Origin of the sequence: Streptomyces sp. WMMC940 (genome assembly GCF_027460265.1) — a bacterium.
GTDB lineage: Bacteria > Actinomycetota > Actinomycetes > Streptomycetales > Streptomycetaceae > Streptomyces.
Genome location: NZ_JAPZBC010000001.1, coordinates 5590738 through 5616222, shown reverse-complemented (window position 1 = coordinate 5616222; position 25485 = coordinate 5590738). Strand labels below are relative to the sequence as shown.

Genomic DNA, 25485 nt, shown 5'->3' with positions numbered 1-25485 from the left:
CCCGAGCCGAGCGGCTCAGGGCAGCAGCAGCCAGTCCGCCGCAAGGGCCGCCGCAAGACCCGCGCCCAGCAGATACGTGCCCAGCCGGGTCCGGCCGTGGCGGCTGAGCTCGATGACAACTCCGCACAGGATCATGGCCAGTCCGTACACCCCGACCACGAGCACCGACGTGCGACTGGCCAGCCGCACCGCCAGGACCGCACCGAGCGCCACGAGCACGACCGAGGCCGCGGCGATCCGGAGCGTCCGGGCCTGGCGGGGGGTCATGGCCCCCGGCGCGGCTGCGGACGCCTCCGAGGGCGCGGGCGCGTCCACGGGTACGGGCCCGTCCACCGCGGGCACTCCCGCCGGCGCGGGCGCGTCCACGAGTGCGGACGCGTCCGAGGGTGCCGGGGTCTCCGCGGGTGTCTCCTGGTCAGAAGCGGTCATGCTCCGGAAGCCTAACGGCCGAGCGGCGGACGGCGTCCGAGGCCCGGCCGTTAGGCTGTTCGCATGACGACCGGGGTTCGCCGCAGGATGGGCGTCGAAGAGCGCAGGCAGCAGCTGATCGGGGTGGCGCTGGAACTGTTCAGCCACCGCTCCCCCGAAGAGGTGTCGATCGACGAGATCGCCGCCGCCGCGGGCATCTCGCGCCCGCTGGTCTACCACTACTTCCCCGGCAAGCAGAGCCTGTACGAGGCCGCGCTGCGGCGCGCGGCGGAGGACCTCGCCCACCGCTTCTCGGAGCGGCACGAAGGACCGCTCGGCGGACGGCTGCTGAGGGTGATGCGCCGGTTCTTCGACTTCGTCGACGAGCACGGACCGGGCTTCTCGGCGCTGATGCGGGGCGGTCCCGCGGCAGGCACCGGCACCACCAGCGCGGTGATCGACGGGGTCCGCCAGGCGGCCTACGAGCAGATCATGGCCCATCTCGGCGTCACCGACCCGGCGCCGAGGCTGCGGCTGGTGGTGCGGTCCTGGGTGTCACTGGCCGAGTCCACCGCGCTGATCTGGCTGGACGGACGGGAGATACCGCGCGCGGAGCTGGAGCTCCAACTGGTCCACGACTTCGCGGCGCTGGTGGCGGTGCCCGCGGCGTACGACCCGGACATGGCGGCCGTGCTGGAGCGCATCATGCGGGACGAGCCGGCCGACGGGCCCTTCGGGGACCTCGTCGGCAGGCTCGTGGTCCTCGTGCCGCGGGTGCCGTCCCCGGCACCCGCGGCGCGGGTTCCGCAGCAGCGCGCCTGAGCCCCGAGGACCCCGGCGCGCCGCCGCGCGTCAGCCGCGGGTGAAGACGGCGACCGTGCGTCCCGGCACCGCGAAGGTGCCGGTGGCACCGTCGTACGACGCGGACTTGACCACCGGGTCGGCGCCTCCGGCCTGGACCCGGTGCAGCCCGTGGGACGTGCCCGCGAGGGCGCCGATCCGCTGGGTCTGCCGGTCCGGGGTGGCGTTGAACACCACGACCAGATCACCGAGGCGCATGGTGATCACGCCCGGGGTCTCGTCCGTCCCCGACAGCGGGAACGAGAGCGCCGACTGCACCTCGTCCGCCGAGCCGAGTCCGAACTCCTTCTCGGTCGTGCGGATCCTCAGCAGATCGCGGTAGGCGGCCGAGGTGCCGGTGATCTCCGCGCAGCCGGGCTTCAGCGCGGGCGCGGTCAGCAGTGGCTTGGCGTACGGCCACTTGTCCTTGTTGTCGGCGGCCGGCGGCAGGCCGCGTCCGAAGCCGTTGCCGTCGCGGCAGTCCCAGTGGACGGGGTTGAACCAGTCGCCGCTGTCGTAGGAGTTGCGGTCCAGCGACTTCGACCGCAGGAGGTCGGTGCCGGCCTGCGACAGTGCGGGCCCCTGGGAGAGCGCGGCCGTCGCCATCGCAAGGACCTGCATCCGGGCCCGGCCGGACGCGGGGACGGACTGCGGCAGCTTGAACGCGAGCGCGTCGTAGAGCGTCTCGTTGTCGTGGGCGTCCGCGTAGGCCAGGGCGTCACCGGGTACCGCCGCGTAGCCCGCGGGTGAGCCGTTGTAGTCCACCTCGGAGCCCTTGACCGTGCGGCCCCGGGTGTCGGTGAAGGTGTACGACGCCAGGTTGCCGGACAGTCCGACCTTGATCAGGTCCTGGTAGTGCAGCAGCCGGGCCCTCTGCTCGGCCGGGGTGCCGTTGGCCCCGGAGCCGTTGGGTTCGGTGAACAGACCGGAGGCGAAGCCCTGGACGCCCGGGTCCTCGTCGAACGGGCCGCCGCCTCGGACGGCGTCCCGCGCCCGGTCGGAGAAGGTGGCGATCCCCGTACCGGCCATGTTCTTCTGGGTGGCCTGGACGAACCGGACGTCGTCCGCGATCTCGCCGAAGTTCCAGCCCTCCCCGTACAGGACGATCTTCTTCCCGTCGACGCCGTCCTTCGCGACGGTGAGCGCGTCGAGGGCCTTGCGGACGGCGAGCATGTTCGCCTTCGGGTGGTGGCCCATCAGGTCGAACCGGAAGCCGTCGACCTTGTAGTGCCTCGCCCAGGTGACGACGGAGTCCACGACGAGCTTGCCCATCATGGCGTTCTCGGGCGCGGTGTTGGCGCAGCAGGTGGACGTGGCCACCGAGCCGTCGTCGAGGAGCCGCTGGTAGTAGCCGGGGACGATCCGGTCCAGCACGGACTTCTCGGACTGACCGCTCGCGACGGTGTGGTTGTAGACGACGTCCATCACGGTGCGCAGCCCGGCGCCGTTCAGGCCCTGCACCATCCGCCGGAACTCGACCGTGCGGCGCGTGCCCTCGGGGTCGGAGGCGTAGGAGCCCTCGGGGACGGTGTAGTGCAGTGGGTCGTACCCCCAGTTGTAGGCGTCCTTCGCAGCCGCCTTCGCGACACAGGCCTGCTGCTCCTCGGAGTCCGGTGCGTACACCTTCAGGTCGCAGTCCGGCACGGACTGGTCCGACTTCCTCTCCGGGATGGTCCCGATGTCGAAGGCGGGCAGCAGATGCACGTAGGAGGTGCCGCTCCTCGCGAGCGCCGCCAGGTGCTTCATACCGTCCGACTCACGCTCGGTGAAGGCCAGATAGCCGCCCTTGTTCCTCGCGGTGCGGTCGGCGACCGAGAAGTCGCGGACGTGCAGCTCCTGGATCTGGGCGCCCCTCAGCGGCACGGCGGCCGGCTTGCGCAGCGTGGACCAGCCCTCGGGCGCGAGCTTCGGGTCGGCGAGGTCGACGACGAGGCTGCGGGCCGAGTCCGTGGTGAGGGCGGTGGAGTACGGATCGGTGACCCTGTTGGTGACCAGCTTCCGCACGCTCGGCGCCCAGACCGTCACGGCGTACCGGTAGGGCTTGCCCCGCCAGCTCGCCGGGCCGTTGACCGACCAGACGCCGGAGGCGTCGTCGCGGCGCATCGGGACGGTCTTCCCGTCCAGTTCGAGGGCGACCCTGCGTGCGGTGGGGGCCCACACGGACAGCGTCGGGCGCCCCTTGCGGAACACCGGTCCGAGCGCGGCCTGCTGTGCCCTGCCCGCGTACAGGTCGTCGAGGACGCCCGGGATCTGCACTCCGGTCGCGGCGAGCAGGGCGCCGGCCGCGTTGCGCTGGGTGGCGATCAGCTGGCCGCGCAGGGCGTCCTCGACCCGGTCGCGGTCGCGCGGGTCGACGGTGAAGGCGGGGAAGTCCTTCAGGTGCGGGTACTTCGCCTTCTGGGCGTCGGACAGCGCGGACGGGTTCAGCCGCAACCACCGCCCCTCGTCGCTGAGTGCGCCGTCGACGATCCCGATGCCGCCGCCGGGCGCGTACACGAGCTGCTGGCTGGTGGCGTCGGTGGGCTTCACCTTCCACACCACGGTGGTGCGGTCGATGAACTGCGCCTCCGCCTCGGCCAGGTCCAGCGACGGCGCGCCGCCGCTCATCGGCAGCAGGTACTGAGGCTGCCCGGCGAGCATCCACACCTCGCGGCCGTGGCTGCCGAAGGACAGCGACTGGTCGGTCGGCAGGTCCTTCTGGTCGCCCTTGTGCACGATGTAGCTGAGCGAGCCGGCGCCGTCGGCGAGCGGGACCTCGAAGGTGACCCCGTACGCGTCCTTCCGGACCGGCATCAGCGGCTTCGACCAGTCGGTGGGCTCGGCGGCGCCCGTCCAGGTGTGCAGGCCCCAGCCGTCGTAGTCGCCGTCGGGCCGGTGGTAGTGGAGCACGGCCTTCCCGGTGTCCTGCGGCGGGCGGGCACCGTCGGGAGCGGTGCCGGACTGGCCGTCCTGGCCCTGAGTGATCCAGACCTCGCCGGTGCGGCCGAGGTCGATGGTGCGCTGCGGCCCGTCGGCGGCGCCGTCCTTCTCGACGGTGTACGAGAGGGCCGACGTGCCCTCGGGGACCTTGACCCAGGCGAAGGCGCCCCAGGCGTCGCGGCCGGTGAACGCGGCCGTGGTCCCGGCGGCCTTCAGCCGTGCGCCGTCGTAGTCGCCGTCGGCGCGCTTGTAGTGGACGACGGCGTGGGTGCGCTCGACGGCCGTGGGCCTCTCGGGCGGCGGGACCTGGCCGGCGGTGGTCGCGGCCCGGGCGCTCGCGGTGCGGCCGAGGCTGTCGACGACGACCGCCTTGTAGCGCAGGGGCGTCCCGGCGGGCGCCGTGATGTGCTGGGTCACCTTGTACGGGGCGTGGTCGGCGGTGCCGAGGGTGCGCCACTTGCCGTTGCCCACCTGCGCGGCGAAGACGACCCGGTTGAGTCGTCCGCCCTCGGGGGCGGCGGAGATCTCCACGGTGCCGGTCGCCCCGGCGGCGGGGGCCCTGAGAGTGAGGGACGGCTTCGCGGCGGGGGCCGCGAGGGGCCCGGTCGCGCGCAGCACCAGCGACGACAGCGCGGGCACGGTGACGGTGACCCGGCCGCCGGTGGCGCGCACGGTGCCGGAACCGCCGTACAGGGCCCGGAACTCCGCCGAGTCCACGGGCACGGTGACGGTCTTCGCGGTGGTGGCGTTGTTGACGGCCACCAGGTACTCGACGGCTCCCGCGCGCTTCTTCCCGTCCGTGCGGGAGAAGGCGTACACGGAGTCCTTGGCGTAGCGCTCCTGCTGGACGCCGTCGCGCAGCGCCGGGTGCTCACGGGTGAGCTTCGACAGCGCGGCGATCGAACGGTAGACGGGGTGCCCGGTGTCGTACGCGTCGTCGGCGTGGGTGCGGTCCGTGCCGAGCCGGTCGTCGTCGAGGTAGTCGGCGGTCCTCGACGCGAACAGGGTCTGGCGGGCGTCCTTGTCGCCGCCCGCGCCGGTGAAGCCCTGCTCGTCGCCGTAGTAGACGACCGGGTTGCCTCGGCTGAGGAACATCAGCTCGTTGGCGAGACGGGCCCGCTTCAGCAGCTCGGCGTCGTCGGCGCCGGGGTTGTCCTGCTTCAGGAAGGTGCCGATGCGGCCCATGTCGTGGTTGCCGAGGAAGGTCACCTGCTCGTAGGCGTTGGCCTTGTCGGTGGTGTACCGGTAGTCGTCGGCGAAGACCTTGGCGAGCCGGCCGGCGTCTGCGCCCTGCGAGGCGTAGGCGCGGGCCGCGTCCTGGAAGGGGAAGTCGAGGGTCGAGTCGAGCCGGCCCCGGGTGACGTACGGCGACGTCACGGCGGTGTCGGCGGAGAACACCTCGCCGAACATGAAGAAGTCCTCGCGGCCGCGCTTGGCCGCGTACGCGTCCAGCGCGGTCGCCCACTGGGTCCAGAAGTCCAGGTCGACGTGCTTGACCGTGTCGATCCGGAAGCCGTCTATCCGGAAATCGCGGACCCACTTCTCGTAGATCCGCTTCATGCCCTCGACGACCTCGGGCCGCTCGGTCCACAGGTCGTCCAATCCGACGAAATCGCCGTACTCGGCGCTCTCCCCGGCCCAGGTGGAGTCGCCCCGGTTGTGGTACATCGTCGGGTCGTTGAGCCATGCCGGGACCTTGGTGACGGCGCCCTCGCCCTTGACCGGGGTGTACGGGAAGGAGTCGGCGTCGACCGCGCCGCGCGGGATCCCGTCCCGGTCGTCGAACGGGCGGCCGCTCTTGTCGAGGTACGGGTGGGAGCCCTTGGGGCGGTAGCCGTAGGCCTTCTCGGCGTAGTCGACGGTGTCGGCGGTGTGGTTGGTGATGACGTCGAAGAAGACCTTCATGCCCTTGGCATGGGCCTTGTCGATCAGCGTCTCCAGGTCCCGGTTGGTGCCGAAGTGCGGGTCGACCTGGGTGAAGTCGGTGATCCAGTAACCGTGGTAGCCCGCCGACGCGTCCTCGCCACTGCCCTGTACGGGCCGGTTCTTGAAGATGGGCGCGAGCCAGATGGCGGTCGTGCCGAGGCCCTTGATGTAGTCCAGGCGCTTGGTGAGTCCCTTGAGGTCGCCGCCCTGGTAGAAGCCCTTGTCGGTGGGGTCGTAGCCGGTCTCCAGGCGTGAACCGGTCAGTCCCCCGCGGTCGTTGGCCCGCGTGCCGTTCGCGAACCGGTCCGGCAGCACGAAGTAGAACTGCTCGCGCGTCAGATCGTGCCGGGCGGGCTGTGCGGCGAGGTGGGCGTCGGACGGTGGGGCGGGCGGCTTCGCCGCGGCGGCGGGCACGGCGGGCGCGAGTGCGGCGCACACGGCCACGGCCAGGCCGGCCGCCACCGTTCTGCGCCGGGCGCGCGAGGGGGGTGTCACAAGGGTTCTCCTCACTGGTCTGGACTCGTCGGAACGCGTGTCGGAACGCGTGTCGGTACTCGTCGGAACACGTCTGTGGCCGTGGGCTGATGGGCTGCTCGTGGGCTCGTGGCGCGCGGCCCGTGGCCCGCGGGACTTCTCGGACCGCCCGGGTCCGGGCGGAACGGCCGTGGTGGTGGTGCCGCCCCGGCCGCGCGCGCCCGGGGTCCGGACGGGCGGCGGCGCCGGGACGTGCACCGGCGGCCGGCCGCCCGGCCCTGGACCTCAGGACCGCCAGGTGTCGTCGAGGCTCACCCTGCCGGTGGGCGGGACCGTCGCCGTACGGTTCGCCCCGGTCTCCCAGGTGACGTTGCCCACGGCGTCCTTGCGCAGGTACTTGTACTCGAAGGAGGTGCCGGCGGGCAGGCCGGCGTCGAGCTTCCACACGGGGTAGCCCGCCGGGTCGAGCTTGAGGGCGCTGCCGGTGTTCCAGTTGCCGAGGGCGGCCTGGTTGCCGGTGACATAGATGTCCTGGCCGGGCACGGTCGTGGCGTTGACCGCGAACGAGGCGCCGGAGGCGGACGATCCGCCGCCGCAGTTCCTCGCACCGGCGTGCAGCGCGACGGCCGTGTTCGGGCCGAGGGTCCGGGTGAACTGGCCGGCGCCGTTCACCGTGACGCCCGTGCCCGACTGGACGTCGCAGTAGTCGCCGGCCGGGAGGGAGGTCTGGAAGGTGCGGGTCAGCACCGAGGTCTCGTGGTTGACGGCCACGTACGCCTTGTCGCCCCGGCCGAACGCGATCGCGTCGGCGCCGTTGTCCCACCAGTTCGTGACGCCCTGACCGCGCGCCACGTTCCGGAAGGCGACCATGGAGGAGATCTCGCGCCAGGCGTGCTGGCACTTCCAGCCGTCGCTGTAGCAGGCGTTCACCGTGCCGCCGTTGGGCGGGCCCGCGTCCTTGTCGGACCACTCGTAGCCGGAGTGGACGTCCGGCGAGCCGTAGGGCCAGGCCAGCATGAACACGTTCGCCAGGGTGTAGTCGGCGCCGTTCTTGTAGTTCAGGGTGTCGCCGCCGCGCTCGGTGTCGTGGTTGTCGACGAAGACGGCGGACTTGCCGCTCGTCATGTAGCCCCAGCCCTCGCCGAAGTTCTTCAGGTACGCCAGGTTCTCGTTGAGGAAGACCCGCTTGAGGTCGCGGGCGTAGCGGAACTCCTGCACATCGCCGTTGCCCAGGTACTCGTCGGGCTGGACGGCCTCGCCTGCGCCGTGGATCGCCTCCTGCTTCCAGTACGCGCCCGGGTCGCTGAGCCTGGCCTTGATCGCGGCCAGGTCCGCGGCCGGCATGTGCTTGGCGGCGTCGACCCGGAAGCCGTCGACGCCGAGCGACAGCAGGTCGTTCATGTAGCCCGCGATCCTGTCGCGGACGTACTCCTCGCCGGTGTCGAGGTCCGCGAGCCCGACGAGTTCGCAGTTCTGGACGTTGGCGCGGTCCCGGTAGTCGGTGATCTGCGCGGTGCAGTCGTCCATGTCCGGGGCCGAGTACAGGCCGGGGTACCCGTACTTGGTGTACGACGAGCCGCCCGTGCCCGTGCCGTTCCCGGCGGCCATGTGGTTGATGACGGTGTCGACGACGACCTTGACGCCCGCCGAGTGACAGGCGTCGACCATGTTCGTGAACGCGGCGCGGTCGCCCAGCCGCCCCGCGATCCGGTAGCTGACGGGCTGGTACGACGTCCACCACTGCCCGCCCTGTATGTGCTCCTGGGGCGGGGAGACCTGGACGTATCCGTACCCGGCCGGGCCCAGGGTGCCGGTGCACGCCTGCGCGACCGAGTCGAAGCGCCATTCGAAGAGGACGGCGGTGACGTCCTTGGTGCCGGGCGGGGCCGCCTGCGCTGCCCCGGGTGGCGCGATCACCGCGGCTGCCGTGCCCGCCACGACGGCGAGCGCGGCAGCCAGAGATCTGCTGGCCATGTGCTTCCTCCTGCGGCTCAGGAAGGGAGGTGGGAGGTGGTGAGCGAGGGCCTGGGGTGGGGGTGTTGAAGGTTCTTGCTGCAAAACTGAAAGGACCCTCCGCGCAGGTGACGGTAGGCCCGAACGATTGCCCGGTCAACCGTTCGGACACATCCGGGAAACACGGACGCCATCTGCCTGCAAGGTTTTTCACCCTGCGGGCAGATGGCGTGACGGCCGTCCCGGCCGACCGGTCAGCTCCGCGCCCTCGCCGTCGAGCCGCGTACCACCAGCTCCGGCTGGAAGACGTATTCGGTGCTGGGCACGGGGTTCCCGCGGATCTCCTCCAGCAGCGCGCCGACCGCCGCCGACGCCATGGCCTGGACCGGCTGCCGCACGGTCGTCAGCGGCGGGTCCGTGAAGGGGATCAGCGGCGAGTCGTCGTACCCGACCACCGACAGTTCGCCCGGCACGTCCAGGCCGCGCTCGCGCGCCGCCCGGATCACCCCGAGCGCCATCATGTCGCTGCCGCAGACGATTCCGGTGCAGCCCGCGTCGATGAGCTCGGCGGCGGCGGCGTGACCGCCCTCGACGCTGAACAGGGTGTGCCGGACGTACCGTTCGGCGTCCGGTCCGGCCGCCGCCAGGAAGCCCTCCGTCTTCCGCCGCGACGGCACGTAGCGCACCGGCCCCACCGCGAGCCCGATGCGCTCGTGCCCGAGTTCGGCGAGATGGCGCACGGCCATGCCCGCGGCCATGTGGTCGTCGGGCGAGACGAACGGCGCCGAGACCTGTTCGTTCCAGCCGTTGACGAGCACGAACGGCACCCGGCGCGCCGCCAGTTCGGCATAGCGTCCCTGGTCCGCCGCCGTGTCCGCGTGGAGTCCCGAGAGGAAGACGATGCCGTCGACACCGCTCTCCTCCAGTTGCTCCACGAGCTCGTCCTCGCTGGCCCCGCCGGGCTGCTGGCAGCACAGCACCGGTGTGTAGCCGTGCCCGGCCAGCACCTGCTCGATGACCTGGGCGAACGCCGGGAAGATCGGGTTGGTGAGCTCGGGCACCACCAGGCCGATCAGTCCCGCGCTGCGCCGCCGCAGCCGCACCGGGCGCTCATAGCCGAGGATGTCGAGCGCCGCGAGCACCCGGGTGCGGGTCGCCGCCGACACACCGGGCTTGCCGTTGAGGACACGGCTGACCGTGGCCTCGCTGACGTCGGCCTGCGCGGCGATGTCGGTGAGCCGGGGAGCACCCGCCCCCGCGGTGCCCCTCGGCCTGGGGATCGTCACACCGTCCACCACGCCGTGGCGTCCGCGGGCAGGACGGCGAAGCCGTCGGTCACCGCGACCGGCGCACTGGCCAGCAGGAGTACGCCGGGTGCGGGGAGGCGGATCGGCGCGCCCGTGGTGTTGGTGGTGCAGACGAACCCGTCGCGGGACAGGGCGAGGACGCCGTCGGGTGCGTCGAGCCAGGTCACCGCTTCCCCCGCGCCGAGGCCCGGGTGGTCGCGGCGCACGGCGAGGGCCGCCCGGTACAGCTCCAGGGTGGAGCCGGCCACCCCGGTCTGTGCCTCCACGCTCAGCTCGGCCCAGTCGCCCGGCTGCGGGAGCCAGCTGCCGCCGCTGCCGAAGCCGTACGACGAGCCCCCGCGCGTCCAGGGGATCGGCACCCGGCAGCCGTCGCGGAAACCGTCCTGGCCCTCCGCCCGGAAGAACGACGGGTCCTGGCGCACCTCGTCCGGCAGGTCGACGACGTCCGGCAGGCCCAGCTCCTCGCCCTGGTAGACGTACGCCGACCCGGGCAGCGCCAGCATCAGCAGCGTGGCCGCCCGGGCCCGGCGCAGGCCGAGCTCGCGGTCGCCCTGCTCGCGCAGCTGGGTGCCGAGGCCCGGCGGGTTGCCGAAGCGGGTGGCGTGCCGGGTGACGTCGTGGTTGGACAGCACCCAGGTGGTGGGCGCGCCGACCGGCCGCATCGCGGCGAGCGAGCCGTCGATGACCTCGCGCAGTTCCTTCGCGTCCCAGTTGGTGGTGAGGTACTGGAAGTTGAAGGCCTGGTGCATCTCGTCGGGGCGGACGTACAGCGCGGTGCGCTCCACGGTCGGGGTCCACGCCTCGGCGACGAGGACGCGCTCGCCCTCGTACTCGTCGAGGATCCGCCGCCAGGAGCGGTAGATCTCGTGGACGCCGTCCTGGTCGAAGAACGGCATGACATCGTTTCCGAGCAGCTTCAGCTGCTCGCCGGAGCCGATGTCGGGCAGGCCGGGTGCCTTGACCAGGCCGTGGGCGACGTCTACACGGAACCCGTCGGCGCCCAGGTCCAGCCAGAACCGGAGGATGGAGCGGAACTCGTCCTGGACGGCCGGGTGCTCCCAGTTGAAGTCCGGCTGCTCGGGGGCGAAGAGGTGCAGGTACCACTCGCCCGGTGAGCCGTCCGGGTTCACCGTCCGCGTCCAGGCCGGTCCGCCGAAGATCGACTCCCAGTCGTTGGGCGGCAGTTCGCCGTCCTCGCCCTTGCCGGGCCGGAAGTGGAAGCGCTCGCGCAGCCGGGACCCGGGGCCCTCGCGCAGCGCCTGGCGGAACCAGTCGTGCTGGTCGGAACAGTGGTTGGGCACGAGGTCGACGATGATCCGCAGGTCCAGGGCGTGGGCGCTGCGGATCAGCGCGTCGGCGTCGTGGAGCGTGCCGAACATCGGGTCGATGGCACGGTAGTCGGCGACGTCGTAGCCGGCATCGGCCTGTGGGGAGGCGTAGAACGGGCTGAGCCAGACCGCGTCGACTCCGAGCTCCTTCAGGTACGGGAGCCGGCCGCGTATCCCGGCGAGATCGCCCATGCCGTCGCCGTTGCCGTCGGCGAAGCTGCGCGGATAGACCTGGTAGATCACCGCGTCCCGCCACCATGGCGCTGGCTCGGCTCGGTGGCCGGACGTCGTCGCGGTGGCGGGGGCAGCGAGGTGCTGGGTCATTTCATCCCTGGGATGGTCGTGGTTGGGGGGAACGTACGGCACGTGCGGGTCAGCCCTTGACGGCGCCCGCCGAAACGCCCGTGACCAGATGACGCTGTGCGAAGAGGAAGACGATCGCGGCCGGGATGGCGATGAGCACGGAGGCCGCGGTCATCGGACCCCACTGGGCGCCGTACTGGTTGACGAACTTCTGCAGGCCCCCGGCGAGGGTCAGGTTCTCGTCGCCGACCATGAAGGCGGAGGCGTAGGCCACCTCGCCCCAGGCGGTGATGAACGAGTAGAAGGCCGTCACCGCGATGCCGGGGCGGGCCAGCGGCAGGATCAGCCGCCAGAAGGTGCCGAACGGGGTGAGCCCGTCGACCTGGCCCGACTCGTCGATCTCGCGCGGGATGGTGTCGAAGAAGCCCTTCATCATCCAGGCGCAGAAGGGCACCGCGATGGTGAGGTAGGTGATGACGAGACCGGCCGGCTCGTTGAGCAGGCCCAGGCCCGACATGATGTTGTAGATCGGCACGATCAGGACCGCGACCGGGAACATCTGGGTGATCAGCAGCGTCCACATCAGGCCCCGCTTGCCGGGGAAGCGGAAGCGGCTGACGGCGTAGCCGGTGGTGGCGGCCACGAAGACGCCGAGGACCGTGGTGAGGCCGGCGACCAGGAGCGAGTTGCCGAACCAGGTCAGGAACTCGGTGTCCGCCAGCAGCTTCGTGTAGTTCTCGAGCGTCGTCTCCCTGACGAAGTCCGTCGTAGTCGCGTAGCTCGCCGGCTTCAGCGAGGTCAGCAGTACCCACAGCACCGGGAAGACGGCGATCACGGAGGCGACGAGCAGCGTGAGGTGCAGCGCGGTCGAGGCCAGCGGCGTGCGGCGGCCGCGCACCGGGGCGTTGGTCGTGGTCACCAGGTTTCTCCCTGCTTGCGGAGGACGCGCTGGTAGACAGCGGCGAAGACCATCAGGAGGACGAGGATCAGCACGCCCCAGGTGGAGGACTGGGCGAAGTCGCGGGGGCTGATCTCGAACGAGAACTTGTACGCCTGGGTGACCAGGATCTGCGTGGCCTCACCGGGACCGCCCCGGGTGAGCAGGAAGATCACCGGGAACATGTTGAAGGTCCAGATGGTGCTCAGCAGCACGACGGTGGTGGACACCGACCGCAGCCCGGGCATGGTGATGTTGCGGAACCGCTGCCAGGCGCCCGCACCGTCCATCTCGGCGGCCTCGTACAGCTCGCCGGGGATGGACTGCAGTCCGCCGAGCAGGGCGACCATCATGAAGGGAACGCCGAGCCAGACGTTCACGGCGATCACCGAGAACTTGGCCCAGGTCGGGTCGTTGAGCCACGGCACGGCGTCTATGCCGCCGCCCGCGAGGAGCTTGTTGAGCAGGCCGTTGTCCTCGTTGTAGAGGAAGCGCCAGGCGAAGACGGAGACGAAGCCGGGCACCGCCCACGGCAGGACCAGCATCATCCGGTAGAACGACCGGCCGGCGATCCTGCGGTTGAGGATGTTGGCGAGGGCGAGGCCCAGTCCGAAGGTGACGGCCACGCAGGAGACCGTCCACACCAGCGTCCACCCGAGGGTGTCCAGGAACTGGCTGCCGGTGAGCGCGTCGGCGTAGTTGTCGAGTCCGACGAACTCGTACGTCGCGGGAAGATGGTTCACCCCGATCGACCGCTCGACGTTCCGCTCGTCGGCGTTCGTCAGCGACAGGTAGACGCCGCGGACGAGCGGATAGCCGATGATCACCCCGATCACGATCACCACGGGGGCGACCATGGTCCAGGCGTACCAGTGCGTGGAGAGGGCGCGGCGGAGCTTGCCGGGCGCGCCTGCGGTGTCGCGGCGACGGCCGCGGGCCCTCCCGGGCTCCGCGGCCTTCGCCACCGACTGGCCGCTGGTGTGGACAGCCATCAGTCGGTCTTCCTCTTCCCTTACTTCCAGTCCTTCAGGAGCTTGCGGTAGGCGTCGCCCGCCGTCTTGGCTCCCTTCTCCGGGGTGGTCTGGCCGGTGAGGACCTTGGTGTACTCGGTCACGAGCGGGGCGAAGAGGCTGCCGCCCTCGGGGATCCAGGGGCGCTCGACGGCCTTGTCGACGACCGGCTTGAAGAAGGCGACCATCTCGTTGCCGGAGACGGTGGGCTTGTCGTAGACCGAGGTGCGGGTCGGCAGGAGGCTGAGCTCCTTGGCGACCGTGGTCTGGGACTCGACCGAGGTCATGTACTCGACGAAGGCGTAGGAGGCCTCGAGGTTCTTGGAACCGGCGTAGACGGCGAGGTTGTGGCCGCCCTGCGGGGCGCCCTGGCCGTCGGAGCCCGCCGGGACCGGGACGATGCCGAGGTTGGTCTTGTCCTTGAACTCCTTGCCGCCGTACGTGTCGGTGACCGCCCACGGGCCGTTGATCATCATGGCGACCTTGCCTTCCTTGAAGGCGGTCTGCATGTTGTTCCAGCCGTCGGTGGCGTCGGTCTTCGCGGCGCCGGAGTCGACGAGGTCCTTGACGACCTTCATGGCCTTGACGCCGGCCGGGTTGTCGACGGTGATCTGCTTCTTCTCGGCGTCGACGAGGTTGCCGCCCTCGCCGTAGAGGAAGGACAGGAACCAGTACGCGTCGTCGCCGCGCAGGTAGAGGCCGGTCTTGCCGGTCTTGTCCTTGATCGTCTTGGAGACGGTCTTCAGCTCGGCGATCGAGGACGGCGGCTGGACGCCGGCCTCCTGGAAGATCTTCTTGTTGTAGAAGATGCCCATGGAGTCGATGACCTGCGGCACGGCGTAGGTCTTGTCGTCGTACTTCGTGGAGGCGGCGGCCTGCGGCAGGAAGTCCTTGTCCTCCTTGAGGGCGGAGGTGCCGTCCAGCGGGGCGAGGTAGCCGAGGTCGGCGAACTCGGGGGTCCAGGCCACCTCGGAGCGGATCACGTCGGGGGCGCCGGAGCCGGACTGGGCGGCGTTCTTGAACTTGTTCTGCGCCTCGCCGAAGGGCACGTTCACATAGTTGATCTTGACATCGGGGTGCAGCTTGGTGAAGCCCTCGGCGAGCTTCTTGAAGACCTTGTCCTCACTGCCGACGGTCGACGTGTCCCACCAGGTGACCGTGCCCGACAGCTTGCCCGAGGCGCTCTTGCCGCTCTCGGCGTCGTCCCCGCCGCACGCGGTCGCCGTGAGCGCCAGGCTCGCGACCAGAGCGGTGGCCGCTATGCCACGTCGCATGTGAACTCCTTCAACCTGGGCCGCTCCATCACGGCGCCGATTCGGTCAGGAACGTAACAAGGTTGAAAGAAGACCGAAAGACCTTGCGAGAGATTTCCGCAAGCGACCGCGATCGTTACATCCGCGTGTCCGCACGGTTGCCGTTGTGCGCCTTGCCAACAGCGCCTGACCCCGCTCCAGCGCTCCCGTGCGCCCGCGCAACTGCTTCCGCAAGAGATTGCAGCGCTGTTACCTTCGACATAGGTCGGCGTTGAGCCGGAAGATCCGGAAGGTCGAGAAGTTCCAGAACATCCGGAACACCCGGAACATCTGCAACACCCGGAACATCGAGAGACAGCCATCCGAAGGAGCGCCCATGACGCAGGAGCTCGGCACGACCACCACGCCGCAGGTCAGCACGGTCGACCCGACCAGTCGTCCCGGCCGGGCCGGTGACTGGTGGCGGGACGCCGTGATCTACCAGGTGTACGTCCGCTCCTTCGCCGACAGCGACGGCGACGGCGTCGGCGACCTGCGCGGCATCCGCGACCGGCTCCCCCACCTCGCGGGACTCGGCGTGGACGCGGTCTGGCTGACCCCCTTCTACGCCTCGCCCCAGGCGGACGGCGGCTACGACGTCTCCGACTACCGCGCCGTCGATCCGCTCTTCGGCGCCCTCGACGACGCCGACGACCTGGTCCGGGAGGCCCACCGGCTGGGTCTGCGGGTGATCGTCGACATCGTCCCGAACCACACCTCGGACCAGCACCTGTGGTTCCGCTCCGCACTGGCGGGCGGCCCGGAGCGGGCCTACTACCACTTCCGGCCCGGCAGGGGCGCGCACGGCGAACTGCCGCCCAACGACTGGGAGTCGGTCTTCGGCGGACCGGCCTGGACCCGGACTGCGGCCCCGGACGGCACTGGGGGCCCCTCCCGGCCGGAGGCCGCGGGAGAGTGGTACCTGCACCTCTTCGCCCCCGAGCAGCCCGATCTGAACTGGGAGCACCCCGCCGTGCGCGAGGAGTTCGACGCGGTGCTGCGCTTCTGGCTGGACCTGGGCGTCGACGGCTTCCGGATCGACGTCGCCCACGGGATGGTCAAGGCGGCCGGGCTGCCCGACATCGGGGCCCGGGAGCAGGCCAAGATGATCGGCGCGCAGGTGCTGCCCTTCTTCGACCAGGACGGCGTCCACGAGATCCACCGCTCCTGGCGTCGGTTGCTGGACGGCTACGGCGGTGAGCGCATCGGCGTGGCCGAGGCCTGGGCGCCGAGCCCGGAGCGGCTCGCCCTCTACGTGCGCCCCGACGAGCTGCACCAGGCGTTCAACTTCCAGTTCCTGCGCTGCCCCTGGGACCCGGAGCGGATGCGGGAGGTCGTCGAGGCCTCGCTGGCGGCGACCGCGTCCGTCGGCGCGCCCACCACCTGGGTGCTGTCCAACCACGACGTCCCCCGGCACACCACGCGCTACGGCGGCGGCCCGGTGGGCCTGCGCCGGGCCCGGGCGGCCACGCTGCTGATGCTGGCGCTGCCCGGGTCGGCGTACGTCTACCAGGGCGAGGAGCTGGGCCTGCCCGAGGTCGTCGACCTGCCGGACGAGGTGCGCCAGGACCCGTCGTTCTTCCGGGCGGAGGGCCAGGACGGTTTCCGCGACGGCTGCCGGGTGCCGATCCCCTGGACGCGCGGGGGCTCGTCGTACGGCTTCGGCAGCGGCGGCAGCTGGCTCCCGCAGCCGGGCGACTGGGCCGAGCTGAGCGTGGAGGCACAGACCGGGGTGGCCGGCTCCACCCTGGAGCTGTACCGGGCGGCCCTCGCCGTGCGCCGCGACCACCCGGGCCTCGGCGCGGGGGAAGCGGTGACCTGGCTCGACGCACCCGAGGGAGTGCTGGCCTTCGCCCGTGACGGATTCGTCTGCACGACGAACACCCGCGGCACGGACGCGGCGTTCCCCGCCCCCGGGGTTGTGCTGCTGGCCTCCGCGACCCCCGAGTTCAGCGGCGGGACGGTCCGGCTTCCCGCCGACTCGACCGTCTGGTGGGCAATCTGACATGCGACCGGTACAGTCCAATCCCATGACCGCACGGCTTGCCGACATCGCAGCCCAGGCGGGGGTCAGCGAGGCGACGGTCAGCCGGGTGCTGAACGGCAAGCCAGGCGTTGCCTCGACCACCCGCGAATCAGTGCTCGCCGCACTCGACGTCCTCGGCTACGAGCGTCCCGTGAAGCTGCGCCGACGCAGCGCCGGCCTCGTCGGGCTCATCACGCCCGAGCTGGAGAACCCGATATTCCCGGCCCTGGCCCAGGTCATCGGACAGGCGCTGACCCGCCAGGGCTACACCCCCGTGCTGGCCACCCAGACCCCCGGCGGCTCAACCGAGGACGAACTCACCGAAATGCTGGTGGATCGGGGCGTATCGGGCATCATCTTCGTCTCCGGACTGCACGCCGACACCACGGCCGACATGCAGCGCTACGAGAAGCTGCGTGCCCAGGGCGTCCCCTTCGTCCTCGTCGACGGCTTCTCCCCGCAGGTACGGGCCCCCTTCATCTCCCCGGACGACCGGGCGGCGATGCAGCTGGCCGTGACCCATCTCGTCTCCCTCGGTCACACCCGTATCGGACTGGCCCTCGGGCCACGCCGCTTCGTGCCCGTCCTGCGGAAGATAGAGGGCTTCGTCAAGGCGGTCCACGACCAGCTCGGCGCGAGCGAGCAGCAGATCGAGTCGGAGCTGATCCAGCACTCCCTCTACACCCTGGAGGGCGGCCAGGCCGCGGCGTCCGCACTGATGGACCGGGGCTGCACGGCCGTGGTGTGCGCGAGCGACATGATGGCGCTCGGCGCGATCCGGGCGGCGCGGCAGCGGGGGCTGGAGGTGCCCGACGACATCTCGGTGGTCGGCTTCGACGACTCCCCGCTCATCGCCTTCACCGATCCGCCGCTGACGACGGTCCGCAAGCCCGTCCCCGCCATGGGGCAGGCGGCGGTCCGCACGCTGCTGGAGGAGATCGGCGGAACGCCCGCGCCTCACAGCGAGTTCGTCTTCATGCCGGAACTGGTGGTCCGCGGCTCGACCGCGGCGGGCCCTTTGCACGGTTCGCCCTGATCCGTCCCATCCGGTCGGCGGGCCTCTCGACCGGACTCCCGAATTCCGTGGCATACCAGGGAAACACGGGGGTTCCGGCTAGTCCTCAGGAGGGACCGGACGCCCTCCCGAACCCGACCGAGGGATGATCGGAGCGGGCGCACCCATCTGGCAGACTCTCCTCCTATGGGTGAAGCGACCGTGAAGACCTTGGAAGGCCGGACCGCGTCCCCGTCACCCATGGTGACCGAGGACGGCCCGGCCCCGGAGCAGGGCAGACTGCGCAGGCTGCGGTCGGTACGGCGGCCCCGCATCTGGTTCGAGATCCTGCTCATCGCGGTCAGCTACTGGACGTACTCCCTCATCCGGAACGCCGTTCCCGAGCAGAAGGCCCAGGCCCTGCGGAACGCCGACTGGATCTGGGAGGCCGAGAACACCCTCGGCATCGCCGTCGAGCAGACGGTCAACCACGCAGCCAACTCGGTGACATGGCTCATCGTGACGATGAACTACTACTACGCCACCCTGCACTTCATCGTGACGATCGGCGTCCTGGTGTGGCTCTACCGCCGGCACCCCGGCCGCTACGCCCCCACCCGGCTCGTCCTCTTCGCCACCACCGGTGTCGCCCTCGTCGGCTACTACCTCTACCCGCTGGCCCCGCCGCGGCTGATGAACGGCCAGGACTTCATCGACACGGTGCTGGTGCACCACACCTGGGGCTCTATGGCCTCCGGCAATCTGAAGACCATGTCCAACCAGTACGCGGCCATGCCGTCGATGCACATCGGCTGGTCGCTGTGGTGCGGACTGACGATCTTCGCGCTGGCGAAGGCGCCCTGGGGAAAGATCCTGGGTCTGCTGTACCCGACGCTCACCCTCATAGTCATCGTGGCAACCGCCAACCACTTCTGGCTGGACGCCGTCGGCGGACTGCTCTGCCTCGGCTTCGGCTACGGCCTGTCCTACGCCTGGTACGGCTCCCTCCCGCATCGGCTGCCACGCCATGTGCCGGACCCGGCGCCCGCCGGCGCCGTACTCACGGCATAGCCGAACGCCCGGAGCGAGCACACGCCCCAAGCGCGGTGCGCACTGCGTGGTTCGGGCTGCGCGGTTCGCCCGGCGTGGTTCGGTGCGCACCGCGCGGTTCGCCCGGTGCGGTTGAACGCCCGGCGTCGCCGGGCCGACTCCCGGGCTGCGGGCCGGTGTCGGCCCTCACTGTCCGTGGTGGGGGGGGACGCCCGCCCACGACCCCGCCCTCCCGGTACCCGCGGCCGGGCCGGACGCCCGTCGCGCACGGAGCACGCCCGGAAGGCCGTGTCCGCCAAGCGGCACCCTCCAGCCGGAAGCCGGGGCCCACGAACGGGCCTCCCCGGCACCAGGCCCCGACGCCGGGACCCACGGAGGCGACCTGAGCGGCGCCCGGGCACACTCGCGGGTGCCGCCGGCGCTCGGGAACCTCCGGCTACGCCCCGTAGAACAGCCGCTCCACCACCGCACGCGCCCGCCGCGTCGCACGGCGGTACTCGTCGACCATCTCCCCGACATGCCCCTGGCCGTACCCCAGGTAGCGGCCCACCGCGGCCAGTTCCTTCGCTTCCGAGGGGAAGGTGTCCCCCGCACGGCCCCTGACGAGCATGACGCCGTTGCGGACCCGGGTCGCCAGCACCCACGCGTCGTCGAGGACCTCCGCGTCCTCCGGGGACAGGAGCCCCGCGTCCCGGGCGGCGGCGAGGGCGGTACGGGTGCGCGTCGTGCGCAGGCCCGGTTCGGAGCAGCCGTGACGCATCTGCAGCAGCTGCACCGTCCACTCCACGTCACTCAGGCCGCCTCGGCCCAGCTTGGTGTGGAGGGTGGGGTCGGCGCCGCGCGGCAGCCGTTCCGTCTCCATCCGGGCCTTGAGCCGGCGGATCTCCCGGACCTCCTCCTCGCCCAGGCCCTCCGCCGGGTACCGGAGCGGGTCGACCAGTTCGATGAAGCGGGCCCCCAGCTCCGCGTCCCCCGCCATCGGCTCGGCACGCAGCAGGGCCTGGCTCTCCCAGACCAGCGACCAGCGGCGGTAGTAGGCCGCGTACGACGCGAGCGTGCGCACCAGCGGGCCGTTGCGGCCCTCCGGGCGCAGATCGGCGTCGATCAGCAACGGCGGGTCGGAGCTGGGCAGTTGGAGCAGCCGCCGTATCTCCGCCACGACCGTCGCGGCGGCCTGGGCGGCCTCGTGCTCGTCGTCGCCCTCGCGCGGCCCGTGGACGAACAGCACATCCGCGTCGGAACCGTACGACAGTTCGTGTCCGCCGAAGCGTCCCATGCCGATGACCGCGAACCGGGTGGGGAGCTCGTCCCCCCACCGCTCTCGGACGACGGCGCGCAGCGCGCCGGCGATTGTGGCCGCGTTGAGGTCGGTGACGGCGTTGCCCACCCGGTCGACGAGCGCCCCCGGGTCCTGCTCGGCGGGGTTCTCCTCGGTGCCGTACGAGCCGATCAGGTCCGCCGCCGCGGTACGGAACAGCTCCCGCCGCCGCACCGCGCGGGCGGAGGCGACCGCCGCCTCCGCGCCGTCCGCGCGCCCGACCGCCGCGAGGACCTCCTGCTCCAGATGGTCGCGGCCCCGCGGCCTCAGCCCCTCGGGATCGCCGAGCAGCGCCACGGCCTCCGGGGCGCGCAGCAGCAGATCGGGGGCGAGCCGGCCGGCGGACAGCACCCGGGCGAGGTTCTCCGCGGCCGCGCCCTCGTCGCGCAGCAGCCGCAGGTACCAGGGCGTCTTTCCGAGCGCGTCCGACACCTGGCGGAAGCCCAGCAGGCCCGCGTCCGGATCGGCGGAGTCCGCGAACCAGCCGAGCAGCACCGGCAGCAGCGTCCGCTGGATCGCCGCCTTGCGCGAGACGCCGGACGACAGGGCCTCCAGATGCCGCAGGGCCGCGGCCGGATCGGCGTAGCCGAGCGCCTCCAGTCGCTGCCGTGCCGCCTGGGTGCTGAGCCGGGTCTCACCGGGCGCGAGCTGGGCGACCGCGTCCAGCAGGGGCCGGTAGAAGAGTTTCTCGTGCAGTCTGCGGACGACGGAGCCGTGCCGCCGCCACTCCTTGTCGAGCTCGGCCACCGGGTCGGCGCGCAGCCCCAGGGACCGTCCGAGGCGCCGCAGGTCCTCCTCGCCCTCCGGGACCAGATGCGTACGGCGCAGCCGGTACAGCTGGATCCGGTGCTCCATGGAGCGCAGGAAGCGGTACGCCTCGTCGAGCTGTGCCGCGTCCGCCCGGCCCACGTACCCGCCCGCCGCGAGCGCCCTCAGCGCCTCCAGGGTGGAGCCGCTGCGCAGCGTGGGGTCGGTGCGCCCGTGGACCAACTGCAGCAACTGTACGGCGAACTCGACGTCCCGCAGCCCACCCGGTCCCAGCTTCAGCTCGCGGTCTATGTGCGCGACGGGGATGTTGTCGACGACGCGGCGGCGCATCCTCTGCACGTCGGGCACGAAGTTCTCGCGCTCGGCGGCCTGCCAGACCAGCGGCGACACGGCCTCGACGTACTCGGCGCCGAGCTCCGGGTCCCCCGCCACCGGCCGCGCCTTGAGCAGCGCCTGGAACTCCCACGTCTTCGCCCAGCGCTGGTAGTAGGCGAGATGGCTGGAGAGGGTGCGCACCAGCGGGCCGTTGCGGCCCTCCGGCCGCAGATTGGCGTCGACGGGCCAGATCGCGCCCTCGACCGTGGTCTCCGAGCAGATCCGCATGAGGTGCGAGGCGAGCCGGGTCGCGGCCTTCACCGCAGTGGACTCGTCCACGGACTCGGAGGCCTGCTCCCCGACGAAGATCACGTCCACGTCGGAGACGTAGTTGAGTTCGTGGCCGCCGCACTTGCCCATGGCGATCACCGCGAGCCGGCAGGCGGCGGCGTCCTCGGGGGCGTCGGTGCGGGCGATGGCGAGGGCCGCGCGCAGCGTCGCCGTCGCCAGGTCGGCCAGCTCCGCCGCGGTCTGCGCCACGTCGGTGGTGCCGCACACGTCGCGGGCGGCGATCGACAGCAGGCAGCGGCGGTAGGCGACGCGCAGCGACACCGGCCCGGTCGCCTCGGCGAGTCCCCGTTCGAAGTCGTCCACCCCGGGGTGCAGATCGGACGCCTCGTACATCACCAGCGCCTGCCAGTCGTGCGGGTGCCGGGCCAGATGGTCGCCGAGCGCCTCTGAGGCGCCCAGCACCCCGAGCAGCCGGTCGCGCAGCGGCTTCGCGGAGAGCAGCGTGTCCAGCAGCACCTGCCGCTCGTCCGGCTGCTGGGCCTCGACCAGGCGTACGAGTCCGCGCAGGGCCAGGTCGGGGTCGGCGGTGGCGCCGAGCGCGTCGAGGAGCACGGAGTCGGTGCGCACGGGCGCCATCTCCGGCAGGTCCAGCAGCCGCTCGGCCGCGGCGGGGTGGGTGAAGCCGTGTCGCAGCAGACGGGTGAAGGTACTGCTTCTGCGCCCCGGCACCGATGTCATCCCGCCGCCTCCGATCAAGGTCCGGATCCGGGTCCGAGCGTAGTCGCAGGGGTGCGGGGGCCGCGCCCCGGAGGACGTCGCGGGCGGTGCGGTTCCGTGATGTTCGCCATGTTCTTCGTGGTTCGTGCGGGACAACCCGTATTCCTGGAATCTCCGTCTTCCGTCGTGTCCGGGCACCGCGCGTGCCCGGACGGCACGGACACGTTCACCGAGGACCACCCGCGCCCGCGGGTCGCCGGTGCGCGGTCGGGCCCCGAAACGCCCGCCTGCCGCCCGGTGACCGGCGGGCGCGCGTTCGCCCGCGGGACACCGGTGCCCCCGTGGGCGCGTGCGCCCGGGCGGTCACCGGCCCCCACCGATCACGAAAGCACCGACCGCCATGCCCAGCCGGCCCCGCCGCAGCCGCCGCCCTTCGGCGGCGCGTCGCGCTTCCGCGCCCCGCTTCGGTTCCTCGTTCCGTCGCGACCCCGCGGCCCACCCCGACTCCGGTTCGTCGCACGGCCCCGACTCCGCGACCTGCCCCGGCTCGCCTCCCGGTCCCGGTTCGGCGGACGGCCCCGGGGCTCCGGGCGGTTCCGGATCCCCGCACGGTGCCGGCCTCCCGGCCCGCTCCGGTCCCATGGCCGGGCGCGCCCGGCGAGGGGTGGTCGCCGGGCTGGCCGCCGCGCTGCTGCTGGGCGTCCTGGGCACGCTGGTGACCGTGCCCGACGCGGCCGCGGACCGCCGGGGCGCGCATGCCGTTCCCCCGGCGGGGCCGGCGGTGCGGCCGGTCCGCACCACCGCGGGCGAGCGGGTGGTCCAGATCGTCGCCCATCCCGATGACGACCTGTTCTTCATGAACCCCGACACCGCCCAGTCCCTGGCCAGGGGCCGCAGTCTGACGTCGATGTACCTGACGGCGGGCGAGGCCGACGGCGTCAACGCCCGGCGGGACGACCCGGATCCCCCGGCCCCCGACAAGGCCGCGTACGCCGAGGCCCGCCAGAACGGAATACGCGCCGCCTACGCCGAGATGGCCACCGGTGACCGGACCAGCCCCTGGTCGCGCTCGGCCGTACGCACCGCGGGCGGTGGGACTGCCGAGCTCGACACCCTCCGCGCCAAGCCCTGGATCAGTCTCGTCTGGGTCCAGCTCCGCGAGGCCGGAAGCATCAACGGCGACCGCCCCCACAGCCTCCACGGTCTGTGGGACGGCCGGGTGGACTCCCTCGCGTCACAACTGTCCTCCGGGACGCCGGTACAGGAGGACTTCGCATACACGAAGCGGCAGGTCGTGGAGACCGTCGCCGGGCTGCTGGAGCGGTTCCGGCCGACCTTCGTCCGCATCCAGGACCCGACCCCGGGACGCACCGCGAAAGGCACCTACTCCGACCACCAGGACCATCTGTACGGGGCGCGGTTCGCCCAGGCGGCGCTCGCCCGCTACGCGGCCGTACCCGGGCACCCCGCCTTCGGCGTCCAGACCTACCTGGGCTACTCCACCGGCAGGCTGCCCCGCACCCTCGGCCCCGCGGACGCCGCGGCGAAGCTGCACACCCTCAAGACCTACGCGTGGACGGACGGCGCCGACCACTGCGGCGACCCGGCCGGCTGCGGGGACCGCAAGGTGGCGGCGCGGCCCGCCGGCCACGGCTGGGCGCAGACGGTCCGCCACACCCGCGGCGAGTCGACGACCTGGGCGCAGCCCGGTCCGGGCGGGACCGCGTGGGCGTTCTCCGTGCTCGACCGGCGGCTCGCCGTCTGGCATCGCCCGGGACCCACTGCGGGCTGGACCGGTCCCCGGCTGACCGGTGACGGCGGCATCGACGGCGGGGTGACCTCGGTACGCCTGCCCGACGGCCGGATCGCCGTGCTCGGAACCCGGACGACCCTCGGCGCCCGGGCCGCCGACTACCGCCGGGACGTGGTGCTCAGCGTGCAGCGCACCCGGGGCGGCGACTTCGGGCCGTGGCTCTCGCTCGGCACGCCGGAACGCGACGACGAGAGCGGTACGTCGGCCATCAGCGCACCGGCGGCGGTCGTGGACCCGACGGGCCGGCTCAGGGTGTTCGTCCGGGACTCCGCCCACCGGCTGACCGGCCGGATCGGGCTGCCGGGAGGCGGCTGGGAGCCCTGGACGCCGCTGGGCGGCACGGGTCTGCGCGGCGATCCGGTGGCGGTCACGGACGCGTCCGGCCGGCACACCGTCCTGGCCCCCACCCCGTCGTCGGTGCTGGCCTGGACGCAGACCGGGCCCGGCGGCCCGCTGACCGGCCCGAAGCGGACCGGCCTTCCGGCGACGACGCTGGCGCTGAACGCGACGGCCGACGCCGGGGGCGACGGCATCCGGCTCTGGTACCGCGTCCCGGTCACGGGCGAGGTCCGCGCCGCCCACTTCGGCGGCACCTCCGGTGTGCCCGGCACCGGTGACAGGGGCGGAGCGGCTTCCCCGCGGCGTGCGGGCACCGCGGGGAAGACGACAGGAGTGCCGGGTACGGGATCGGCGACGGGCGCGGCGGCAGGGACGGAAGCGGGGGCGGCGACGGGCACGGGAGCGGGCACGGCGGCAGGGACGGAAGCAGGGACGGCGACCGGAGCAAGCGCGGGAGCGGCGGGCACGGCAGCGGGCACGGGCACGGCAGCGAGCTCGGGCGCGGCGACGGGTGCGGCAGGGACGTTCGTCCCCGTCGTCTCGTTCGTGGCCTCGACCGGCGTGGCGGGCTTCGGCCCGGTCGGCGCGGGCGGTGATCTGCTGGCCGTCCGGTCCCGCACCGGCGTACTGGCGACGACGCGCACGGAGGCGCGGCCCCGCCCGGTACCGGTGAGCGAGCCCGCGGCCAGGGCCGGCTGGACCGAGGCCGATTTCCTCCTCGCCGGGGCGCCCGCCGGACTCCCCGGCGGCATCGCCGCGATCAGCCTGGACGGCGCGCTGCACTGGACGCCGTCGGGCCGTCCGCGGACGGCGGCGCTTCCGTAGGGGCCACCTGGTCGTGGAGGGGCGTGGCCGTCCGGGTGACGGACGAGACCGGGCCCGCCCGGCTGGCCGGGGACGGGCGGGCGAAGTACGGTCCGGAGTGGCACTTCGAGGTCCGGGACGAGGCGCTCCGGCACAAGAGTGGGGGCCGCGCCCCGGTCTTCGAGGTGGCACCCGCCACGGGGCCTCGGCTTCGGCCGGGGACCCGAGACATACGACCGGAGCCGATGACGCTTCACCCGCTGAGCCGCCCGCCCGGTCGGCGACCGGGCGGGCGGCCGGACACCCGCCGGGCCGTCCCACCGGGCGGACGCGGGAGCACCGGGCCGGTCCGC

General features: G+C 72.2%; 14 protein-coding genes. 5 read left to right on the top strand and 9 right to left on the bottom strand.

Annotated features, from left to right (window positions below; translation table 11 throughout):
* Positions 1 to 15 precede the first annotated feature (15 nt).
* Complete coding sequence (locus O7595_RS24760; RefSeq protein ID WP_269730819.1) at positions 16 to 429, bottom strand: hypothetical protein; 414 nt, start codon at positions 427 to 429, stop codon at positions 16 to 18.
* A 63-nt stretch (positions 430 to 492) separates the two neighbouring features.
* Between O7595_RS24760 and O7595_RS24755 the strand changes: the two genes are divergently transcribed.
* Positions 493 to 1230, top strand: coding sequence for a TetR/AcrR family transcriptional regulator (locus tag O7595_RS24755; RefSeq protein WP_269730818.1), 738 nt, complete (start codon positions 493 to 495; stop codon positions 1228 to 1230).
* Between the two features lie 30 nt (positions 1231 to 1260).
* On the opposite strand, the gene pulA is transcribed toward O7595_RS24755, so the two are convergent.
* The 7 genes from pulA to O7595_RS24720 form a co-directional block, all read right to left on the bottom strand.
* Positions 1261 to 6588: a pullulanase-type alpha-1,6-glucosidase gene (pulA, locus tag O7595_RS24750; protein WP_269730817.1), complete on the bottom strand. Its 5328-nt coding sequence runs from the start codon at positions 6586 to 6588 to the stop codon at positions 1261 to 1263.
* A gap of 264 nt (positions 6589 to 6852) precedes the next feature.
* Positions 6853 to 8541, bottom strand: a complete 1689-nt coding sequence (locus tag O7595_RS24745; protein WP_269730816.1) for a carbohydrate-binding module family 20 domain-containing protein — start codon at positions 8539 to 8541, stop codon at positions 6853 to 6855.
* Between the two features lie 233 nt (positions 8542 to 8774).
* Complete coding sequence (locus O7595_RS24740) at positions 8775 to 9818, bottom strand: LacI family DNA-binding transcriptional regulator (protein WP_269730815.1); 1044 nt, start codon at positions 9816 to 9818, stop codon at positions 8775 to 8777.
* Positions 9803 to 11479 (bottom strand): glycoside hydrolase family 13 protein, encoded by a 1677-nt coding sequence (locus O7595_RS24735; protein ID WP_269730814.1) that lies wholly within the window; start codon positions 11477 to 11479, stop codon positions 9803 to 9805. Before O7595_RS24735 ends, O7595_RS24740 begins: the two co-directional genes overlap by 16 nt.
* Before the next feature lie 49 nt (positions 11480 to 11528).
* On the bottom strand, positions 11529 to 12380 hold the full coding sequence (locus O7595_RS24730) for a sugar ABC transporter permease (RefSeq protein WP_269732611.1): 852 nt from the start codon (positions 12378 to 12380) through the stop codon (positions 11529 to 11531).
* A complete protein-coding gene (locus tag O7595_RS24725) occupies positions 12374 to 13387 on the bottom strand; it encodes a carbohydrate ABC transporter permease (RefSeq protein ID WP_269730813.1) in 1014 nt (337 codons plus the stop codon). The genes O7595_RS24730 and O7595_RS24725 overlap by 7 nt, the downstream gene beginning before the upstream one ends.
* Positions 13388 to 13407: 20 nt before the next feature.
* Complete coding sequence (locus O7595_RS24720) at positions 13408 to 14679, bottom strand: extracellular solute-binding protein (protein ID WP_269730812.1); 1272 nt, start codon at positions 14677 to 14679, stop codon at positions 13408 to 13410.
* Positions 14680 to 15034: 355 nt separating this feature from the next.
* Here O7595_RS24720 and O7595_RS24715 point away from each other — a divergent pair, with 355 nt between their 5' ends.
* From O7595_RS24715 to O7595_RS24705, 3 genes are all read left to right on the top strand, one after another.
* Positions 15035 to 16702 carry a glycoside hydrolase family 13 protein gene (locus tag O7595_RS24715; protein ID WP_269730811.1) on the top strand — a complete coding sequence of 556 codons (1668 nt, stop codon included), beginning with the start codon at positions 15035 to 15037 and terminating at the stop codon, positions 16700 to 16702.
* A gap of 25 nt (positions 16703 to 16727) precedes the next feature.
* On the top strand, positions 16728 to 17759 hold the full coding sequence (locus tag O7595_RS24710) for a LacI family DNA-binding transcriptional regulator (protein ID WP_269730810.1): 1032 nt from the start codon (positions 16728 to 16730) through the stop codon (positions 17757 to 17759).
* A 165-nt stretch (positions 17760 to 17924) separates the two neighbouring features.
* Positions 17925 to 18788 (top strand): phosphatase PAP2 family protein, encoded by an 864-nt coding sequence (locus O7595_RS24705; protein WP_269730809.1) that lies wholly within the window; start codon positions 17925 to 17927, stop codon positions 18786 to 18788.
* 415 nt (positions 18789 to 19203) lie between these two features.
* Here the strand turns inward: O7595_RS24705 and O7595_RS24700 are convergent, their stop codons facing one another.
* Complete coding sequence (locus tag O7595_RS24700) at positions 19204 to 22197, bottom strand: bifunctional [glutamine synthetase] adenylyltransferase/[glutamine synthetase]-adenylyl-L-tyrosine phosphorylase (protein ID WP_269730808.1); 2994 nt, start codon at positions 22195 to 22197, stop codon at positions 19204 to 19206.
* A 619-nt stretch (positions 22198 to 22816) separates the two neighbouring features.
* Here O7595_RS24700 and O7595_RS24695 point away from each other — a divergent pair.
* Complete coding sequence (locus tag O7595_RS24695) at positions 22817 to 25153, top strand: PIG-L family deacetylase (protein WP_269730807.1); 2337 nt, start codon at positions 22817 to 22819, stop codon at positions 25151 to 25153.
* Positions 25154 to 25485: the final 332 nt, after the last annotated feature.

Excerpts from the sequence above, each read along its gene's own strand:
- O7595_RS24725 (WP_269730813.1), bottom strand. The coding sequence starts at position 13,387 with ATGGCTGTCCACACCAGCGGCCAGTCGGTGGCGAAGGCCGCGGAGCCC.
- O7595_RS24760 (WP_269730819.1), bottom strand. The coding sequence starts at position 429 with ATGACCGCTTCTGACCAGGAGACACCCGCGGAGACCCCGGCACCCTCG.
- O7595_RS24715 (WP_269730811.1), top strand. The coding sequence starts at position 15,035 with ATGACGCAGGAGCTCGGCACGACCACCACGCCGCAGGTCAGCACGGTC.
- O7595_RS24755 (WP_269730818.1), top strand. The coding sequence starts at position 493 with ATGACGACCGGGGTTCGCCGCAGGATGGGCGTCGAAGAGCGCAGGCAG.
- O7595_RS24735 (WP_269730814.1), bottom strand. The coding sequence starts at position 11,479 with ATGACCCAGCACCTCGCTGCCCCCGCCACCGCGACGACGTCCGGCCAC.
- O7595_RS24695 (WP_269730807.1), top strand. The coding sequence starts at position 22,817 with ATGGCCGGGCGCGCCCGGCGAGGGGTGGTCGCCGGGCTGGCCGCCGCG.
- O7595_RS24720 (WP_269730812.1), bottom strand. The coding sequence starts at position 14,679 with ATGCGACGTGGCATAGCGGCCACCGCTCTGGTCGCGAGCCTGGCGCTC.
- O7595_RS24705 (WP_269730809.1), top strand. The coding sequence starts at position 17,925 with ATGGGTGAAGCGACCGTGAAGACCTTGGAAGGCCGGACCGCGTCCCCG.
- O7595_RS24745 (WP_269730816.1), bottom strand. The coding sequence starts at position 8,541 with ATGGCCAGCAGATCTCTGGCTGCCGCGCTCGCCGTCGTGGCGGGCACG.
- O7595_RS24710 (WP_269730810.1), top strand. The coding sequence starts at position 16,728 with ATGACCGCACGGCTTGCCGACATCGCAGCCCAGGCGGGGGTCAGCGAG.
- O7595_RS24700 (WP_269730808.1), bottom strand. The coding sequence starts at position 22,197 with ATGACATCGGTGCCGGGGCGCAGAAGCAGTACCTTCACCCGTCTGCTG.